At 65.0% G+C, this 6,781-nt stretch carries 7 protein-coding genes and 1 pseudogene; 3 read left to right on the forward strand and 5 right to left on the reverse strand.

What is annotated here, in order from left to right:
* Nucleotides 1-96: 96 nt before the first annotated feature.
* The 3 genes from EN780_RS24125 to EN780_RS24135 all read left to right on the forward strand — a co-directional run bounded on the left by EN780_RS24125 (nucleotide 97) and on the right by EN780_RS24135 (nucleotide 4,093).
* Nucleotides 97-1,416: a sugar ABC transporter permease gene (locus EN780_RS24125; RefSeq protein ID WP_128275528.1), complete on the forward strand. Its 1,320-nt coding sequence runs from the start codon at nucleotides 97-99 to the stop codon at nucleotides 1,414-1,416.
* Between the two features lie 28 nt (nucleotides 1,417-1,444).
* Nucleotides 1,445-2,242 (forward strand): ATP-binding cassette domain-containing protein, encoded by a 798-nt coding sequence (locus EN780_RS24130; RefSeq protein WP_128275529.1) that lies wholly within the window; start codon nucleotides 1,445-1,447, stop codon nucleotides 2,240-2,242.
* Nucleotides 2,243-2,470: 228 nt separating this feature from the next.
* Nucleotides 2,471-4,093, forward strand: coding sequence for a CHASE domain-containing protein (locus EN780_RS24135; RefSeq protein ID WP_127286894.1), 1,623 nt, complete (start codon nucleotides 2,471-2,473; stop codon nucleotides 4,091-4,093).
* A 100-nt stretch (nucleotides 4,094-4,193) separates the two neighbouring features.
* On the opposite strand, the gene EN780_RS24140 is transcribed toward EN780_RS24135, so the two are convergent.
* From EN780_RS24140 to EN780_RS24160, 5 genes and pseudogenes are all read right to left on the reverse strand, one after another.
* The gene (locus EN780_RS24140) at nucleotides 4,194-4,436 is read right to left on the reverse strand and encodes a YMGG-like glycine zipper-containing protein (protein WP_127392029.1); all 243 of its coding nucleotides are present in this window, start codon (nucleotides 4,434-4,436) and stop codon (nucleotides 4,194-4,196) included.
* Between the two features lie 81 nt (nucleotides 4,437-4,517).
* On the reverse strand, nucleotides 4,518-4,847 hold the full coding sequence (locus EN780_RS24145; RefSeq protein ID WP_127392028.1) for a hypothetical protein: 330 nt from the start codon (nucleotides 4,845-4,847) through the stop codon (nucleotides 4,518-4,520).
* Nucleotides 4,848-4,953: 106 nt separating this feature from the next.
* On the reverse strand, nucleotides 4,954-5,133 hold the full coding sequence (locus EN780_RS24150) for a hypothetical protein (protein ID WP_127392027.1): 180 nt from the start codon (nucleotides 5,131-5,133) through the stop codon (nucleotides 4,954-4,956).
* Between the two features lie 148 nt (nucleotides 5,134-5,281).
* Nucleotides 5,282-6,314: pseudogene (locus tag EN780_RS24155) on the reverse strand (HWE histidine kinase domain-containing protein).
* A gap of 169 nt (nucleotides 6,315-6,483) precedes the next feature.
* Nucleotides 6,484-6,648: a DUF1328 domain-containing protein gene (locus EN780_RS24160; protein ID WP_127287283.1), complete on the reverse strand. Its 165-nt coding sequence runs from the start codon at nucleotides 6,646-6,648 to the stop codon at nucleotides 6,484-6,486.
* Nucleotides 6,649-6,781 lie beyond the last annotated feature (133 nt).

The following is a 6,781-nucleotide window of genomic DNA, read 5'->3' on the forward strand; positions in this document are numbered from 1 at the left end:
GTTTCGCAACGGGCTTCCGGCTTCAAGTGAGCCGGGAAAGCCAATAGAATCATGTTCCGGCAACCGCGCCAGACGGCAAACCGGTGGGAGGAAATCATGACCGATACGACCTCAAGCACGGTCGCCGCGGACCGGGCACGCGCAGCCGAACTCAGCGCCGCCGGCCGCTTCCTCAAGGCAACCGAACTCGACACGCGCATGCTCGGCATGGTCGGCGCGCTGCTGGTTATCTGGATCGGCATCCACGTCCTGTCGGGCGGGCTTTTCCTGACGCCGCGCAACTTGTGGAACCTGTCGGTGCAGACGTCCTCGGTGGCGATCATGGCGACCGGGATGGTGCTGGTCATCGTCATGCGCAATATCGATCTTTCCGTCGGCTCCGTCGAAGGCGTGGTCGGCATGATCATGGGCGTGGCGCAGGCCGAATTCCTGATCCGGGTCATCGGTCTCGAGCTCGGAAATCCCTGGCTGTGGATCATCGCGCTCGCCGCCGGCGTGGTGCTTGGCCTGGCGATCGGCGCCTTCCAGGGCTTCGTCATCGCCTATATGGAGGTGCCGGCCTTCATCGTCACGCTGGGCGGCCTGCTGGTCTGGCGCGGCATGGCCTGGATGATCACCAGCGGCCGCACGGTCGCGCCGCTCGACGCCACCTTCCAGTTGATGGGCGGCGGACCGCGCGGCTCGATCGGCGCCACGGCGAGCTGGGTCGTCGGCGTCGTCGCCTGCGCGGCGGTCGCTTTCGCGCTGCTCAACGGCCGCTCGCAGCGCAAGCGGTTCAATTTCCCGCTGCGTCCGGTGTGGGCGGAAGTCTTCCTCGGCGTCGTCGCCTGCGCCGCCATCCTCGGCGCGGTCTCAGTCGCCAATTCCTATCCGTGGCCGGTCGGCATCGTGCGCCAGTACGCCCAGCAGAACGGCATCACCATTCCCGAAGGCGGTCTGTTCATCGCCCACGGCATCGCCATACCGGTGCTGATGGCGGTCGCGGTCGGCATCGTCATGACCTTCATCACCCGGCGCACCCGGTTCGGCCGCTATGTGTTCGCCATCGGCGGCAATCCGGAGGCGGCCTCGCTCGCCGGCATCAACACGCGCTGGGTGACGATGAAGGTGTTCATGATCATGGGCGTGCTGGCCTCGATCAGCGCCGCCATCTCGTCGGCGCGCCTCAACGCCGCGACCAACGCGCTGGGCACGCTGGACGAGCTGCTGGTCATCGCCGCCGCCGTCATCGGCGGCACGTCGCTCGCCGGCGGCTCGGGAACCGTGCTGGGGGCCATGCTCGGCGCGCTTCTGATGCAGTCGCTGCAGTCAGGCATGGTGCTGCTCGGCATCGACTCGCCGCTGCAGAGCATTGTCGTCGGCGCGGTTCTGGTCGTCGCCGTCTGGCTCGATACCGTCTACCGCAAGCGAGTCTGAGCAAGAACTTCAGGGAGGAGACGCGACCATGGAAAAGACAGCTCCCACCGGCACGCCGCTGATCGACATGCGCAACATCTCGATCGCCTTCGGCGGCATTCGCGCCGTCGACGATGCCTCGATCGATCTCTTTCCAGGCGAGGTGGTGGCGCTGCTCGGCCACAACGGCGCCGGCAAGTCGACGCTGATCAAGATCCTGTCCGGCGCCTACAAGCGCGACGCCGGCCAGATCTTCGTCAATGGCGAGGAGGCGCACATCTCCAACCCGCGCGACGCCAAGAAATACGGCATCGAGACGATCTACCAGACGCTGGCGCTCGCCGACAATGTCGACGCCGCCGCCAATCTCTTCCTCGGCCGCGAGCTGATGACCGGCTGGGGCACGCTCGACGATGTCGCCATGGAGGCCGAGGCGCGCAAGGTGATGGGCCGGCTCAATCCGCGCTTCCAGCGTTTCAAAGAGCCGGTGATCAAGCTCTCCGGCGGCCAGCGGCAGTCGGTGGCGATCGCGCGCGCCATCCTGTTCAACGCCCGCATCCTGATCATGGACGAGCCGACAGCCGCGCTCGGGCCGCAGGAGACGGCGCAGGTCGGCGAGCTGGTCAAGCAGCTCAAGGCCGATGGCATCGGCATCTTCCTGATCAGCCACGACATCCACGACGTGTTCGAGCTTGCCGACCGGGTCTGCGTGATGAAGAACGGGCAGGTGGTCGGCACCGCGCGCACCAGCGACGTCACCCAGGACGAGGTGCTCGGCATGATCATTCTTGGCAAATGTCCGCCCGGCGCCATTCCCGGACCGGGGGCGCTGAAGATCGCCGCCTGAGGATTGGAAGCCGGCTGGAGCGGTTCAACGTTTCACGGAAACGCAGAACCGCTCTATCCCTTTGTTTTCACTCAATTCCGGACGGAAAACCGGTTCCCGCTTTTCCTGGAATTGCTCTAATGTCCGATACGTGATGTGCCAGGCGTCATGATGATTTGGCCGCGCCATTGTGTTGCCGCGGGGACTTGCTCATAAAGGTGCCCAACCGTTCAGGGGCCACTTCCTCAGTTGAAAAAGTTCTTCCCGATCCTCGCCTTCATCGCCGTCGCGCTGATCAGCCTGACGATGGCGGGATTCGCCTATTTCGCCACGCAGGAAGCGGCGCGGATCAAGTTCGACGCGACCGCGGACGACGCGCTCAACCGGATCGAGAGCCGCATCGATCTCCATCTTTCGCTGTTGCGCTCGACCCAGGCGCTGTTCGACGCCCGCAACGGCGACATTTCACGCAATGAATTCAAGGCGTTCTTCAACGCGCTCGATGTCGACAACAATTTCGCCGGGCTGCGCGGAATCGGCTTCCTGCGGCTGGCCAAGGCCGGCGACGAGGCGGCGGTCGAGCGCGATATCCTGCGCGACCATGGCGTCGCGCATCAGGTCTACCCCGCGACGACGCAACCCTGGCGCACGCCGATCGTGATGTTCGAACCGATAGCTCCGTCCAACCAGGCCAGCATCGGCTACGACATGTTCACCGAGCCGGCGCGACGGGTGGCGATCGAAAAGGCAATGGCCGACGACCAGCAGCATGCAAGCGGCCTGGTCCAGCTCGGCCAGGGGACGGGCGCTACCCAGACCTTCCCCGGGTTCCTGGTCTTCGTGCGGCTCAATGTCGAAACCGCGCCCGAGGTCATCAACGCCAGCCGGTCGTCGACGGCGGGATTCCTCTATGCGGCCTTCCGCGCCCGGGACCTGTTCCAGACTGCGCTCAGCCGCGCCCCGCTGCTGCCGGTCAACACCGAGATCTATGACGGCAAGGTGGACGCCGGCAATCTTCTGTTCCGGTCGGAGACGCCGCCGTCCGAGACCCTCGGCGAGAGGCTGCTGGTGAGCCGCAAGCTCGTCGTCGCCGGTCGTCCCTGGACGGTGCTGTTTCGGCCGACAAGCGCTTTCTCGCTGCCGTCCTCGCGCGCCATTCCGGTGATGCTCGGCCTGTTCGGACTGTTGCTCGCCGGCGCCATAGCGCTGGTGGCGCGCTATCAGGAGCGTGCCTATGACGCGGTATCGCTGCTGCACGAGACGACGGAAAAGAGCCTGCTCGAGAAGGAGCTGATGCTGCAGGAGATGAAGCATCGCATCAAGAACTCGATCACCAGGGTGCTGGCGATCGCGCGCCAGACGGCTTCGCACGCCACCGACGTGAAGGAGTTCTCGTCGTCCTTCGCGGCGCGGCTGCAGGCGATGGCGGCGTCGCAGGACATGCTGACCCGCTCGCGCTGGCAGAAGGCCGATCTCGGCGATCTGCTGCGCATCGAGCTCGGCCAGGTGTTCGGCAAGGAGCTTCCCGCTGGCATATTGTCCGGACCGGAGGTGCTGCTCGACGAGACGACGACCCAGGCACTCGGCCTGACTTTCCATGAGCTGGCGACGAACGCGTTGAAATATGGCGAGGCCGGCAATTCCGTGGGGGCGCTCAAGGTCGACTGGTCGCTGCAGGGGCGCGGCCGCGACAGGCTGCTGGTGCTCAACTGGCGTGAAGCCGGACAGAAGCAGCTCGAAGCCCCGGCCAAGACCGGCTTCGGCACCAAGCTCATAGATCTCAACGTGACGCGCGAATTGCGTGGCACGATCAAGCGCGAGTTTCTCGCCGAGGGGCTGAAGGTGGAGATCAGAATCCCGCTGGCGACCTGAAAGGCGCTCCCCTCACCAGGAACCTTCAAGTGCAGGCGGCACAAACAAACGGAGACCGGACGAGCCGGCCTCCGTTCCTATTGCGCCTGGTCCGAAGCGATCAGCAGCGAGCCGTGTAGAGACGGCCGCGATTGTCGCGATACTGGCAATAGCCATTGCGCAGGTTGCGAACCAGCAGACCCGAGCCCGCGCCGACGGCCGCACCGATGAGCGCGCCCTTGGTGCCGCCAATCAGGCCACCGGCGACGGCGCCGACGCCGGCGCCAACGCCAACGTCCCGCTCGGTCGTGCTGCAGCCGCTGACCGCGACAACCGCAACCATGGCAATAATCATCTTCCGCATAGAGTCACCTCTCCTTTGTCCTCACTTTAGGAGGCTACAACCGCCATTTAACATGAAACAACGGCCTTTGCCCGCTCGATTTTATTGTTGACCAAGATAGGTTTTTTCGGGCCGCGCACTGTCGTTGGAGGCCAGGACGAGGCCGGAGACCTGCAGGGACGCGTCGAGTGTGCCGTCCGGACGCACGTTCCAGACGATCTGGTCGTAGTCGTCCTCCAATGCCGGGTCGACGGCGAGGCATTTGGCAACGACGTGGGGAGCCTGGCCCCGAACGTCGGTCAAGGCGAAGGGCCGTTCGGCGGTGCATTGCTCGGCGGTCTCGAAGACGCTGACAGGCACCGACAATTCACGGCATTCGGTCATGGAGTTGGAGCAGCCGATGACCAGCAGCAAGGCAGCAATATGTTCCATGGCGAGATTCCTCTCGCACAAGAACGGAGCAAAACCGGCAAAGTTCCTGCGGCAGCGGTGTCGCCCTCGAATAATTGGCGGGCGGGAGCGAGCAGATGGCGGGACGTCAGCTGAACTGCATCGCCAGCGTCAGCGCGATGGCCGCGAGCAGGATGACGGCAGCGGCCAGGCGAAGCAGGGGATGGGAGACGCTGGATGAGGCCGAGGCCGGAGCTTCGGCATCCTGGAACCCGCTCATCGAGACGCGAGCGGCCTGCTCCAGCCTGTTCATGTCGGCAACCGTCACGGACCCACCCTCCCTGTCGCGCTGCAACCGGCGAGGGCCTCAGGCCCTGGCAAGTTGCAGCGCCATCTGGGAAGAACAGCATCGGACTTTATGGTGAACAGCCGGTTAAGGGTCTTGCCGGCGCGCCCGTGGCGCGGCGCCGAGCAAGTCAGTCCGTGGCAAAATTGCCCTTGGGGATGACGAGGCGATATTCGAGGCGATCGCCGATGATTTCGAGCGTCGCCGTGCCGTTGAGCGATGCCGGCACGACACGTTCCAGGGCGACGCTGCCGAAACGCTTCTCGCTGCTACTGACGTCGCGGGCGCCGATGGCTTCGCACCATGTCAGCGACAAGGCCGGCTCGCCGCCGGCGTCGGTCGTCAGCCTCGCGGTCAGCTCGACGCGCCCGTCCGGCCGCGACAGGGCGCCATAGCTCACCGAATTGACGGCAAGCTCATGCATGGCCAGACCAACATGCAGGGCCGTTGGGGTTGAGATAGGGGTTCTCGCCCTCGAGGCGCAGGCTGCGCTCCGGGTCGGCGGCGTAGCGGCCAACCTGGCCGGAGACGAGCTCGTGAAGGGCTGCGCCCCGCCAATTGGAGGAGGTGACCAGATCCTGCGAGGAGGCCAGCGACTGCAGCCGGCCGCGAAAGCGCGGCAGGAAATCACCCGATGCTCCGGAATAGCGGCCGGTTTGGGTGGCGATGCTCTGGATGATGGCGAGCAGGTTCTTCGAGCGGTGGCTGACCTCGCGCAGCAGCGTCTTCAGCGTTTGCTCGCGTCGCCTCTGCTCGGTGGTCTCGACCATGGTGGTGACGATGCCCTGCACTTCGCCGCCCTCGCCGTGGTCGGCGTCGATCCAAACCTGGAACCAGCGCACGCCGTCGTCGCCCGGCACGCCAAGCTCGAGCCGCTCCGGCTTGCCGGAGGCAATGACGCCGCGTTTGGCGGCGGCGATGCGCTCGGCCTGGGCGGGCGGCAGTATGCCGTTGCTGTCGGCCGTGTCGGTGGCCCACGGCGCGCGCATGTTGCGCGCCCAGACCGTCTTCATCTCGCGGTCCTGATAGAGAACGGAAATGCCGGCATTGTGCAGCGCGTGAAGCAGCGCCCGGCCAAGCTGCATTCCGCTTTCGGCCGGATGCAGGGCGATGACCTCTTCGCCCTGTCTGCTGTCGCTCATGTTTGAGGCCTTGGAACGCATCGATCGCTTGCCACCGAGCTCAAGCTGAACGGCTTACTGCAAAATGGGTTCCCGAAAATGAGGATCCAGATGCGGTCCGCCGAGCGGCATCTCGTTGGAGGATACCGCCCGGCGGTGGCTGGAAACCGTTTGAGGGGTGCGGCTTCCAGTGTTCGGTCGAGCCTCGCCGTCACGCCCGTCTGAACAGGCCGGCGACCAGCGAGATGATCAGGAACGCGAGGAAGATGAAGAACAGTATCTGCGCGATGCCGGCGGAGGTGCCGGCGATGCCGCCGAAACCAAGCGCACCGGCGATGATCGCCACGACGAGAAAAACGAGCGCCCAGTAAAGCATGATCCGTCTCCTTCCTATGCTGCGGTAAAAACGTGGGTGGTTGGCGTTTGTTCCACCCTTTGCCGAAAAAGACGATCCCTGGAAGGGGGGTGAGACGCGAATTCCCAAGCCTCTCGGCGACGCCCGTCGCAGA

It is taken from the genome of Mesorhizobium sp. M4B.F.Ca.ET.089.01.1.1, from assembly GCF_004022605.1.
Classification (GTDB): domain Bacteria; phylum Pseudomonadota; class Alphaproteobacteria; order Rhizobiales; family Rhizobiaceae; genus Mesorhizobium; species Mesorhizobium abyssinicae.

Bases quoted from the DNA above. Each gene is read 5' to 3' on its own strand.
- EN780_RS24145 (WP_127392028.1), bottom strand. From the start codon at position 4,847: ATGGAACATATTGCTGCCTTGCTGCTGGTCATCGGCTGCTCCAACTCC.
- EN780_RS24125 (WP_128275528.1), top strand. From the start codon at position 97: ATGACCGATACGACCTCAAGCACGGTCGCCGCGGACCGGGCACGCGCA.
- EN780_RS24160 (WP_127287283.1), bottom strand. From the start codon at position 6,648: ATGCTTTACTGGGCGCTCGTTTTTCTCGTCGTGGCGATCATCGCCGGT.
- EN780_RS24130 (WP_128275529.1), top strand. From the start codon at position 1,445: ATGGAAAAGACAGCTCCCACCGGCACGCCGCTGATCGACATGCGCAAC.
- EN780_RS24140 (WP_127392029.1), bottom strand. From the start codon at position 4,436: ATGCGGAAGATGATTATTGCCATGGTTGCGGTTGTCGCGGTCAGCGGC.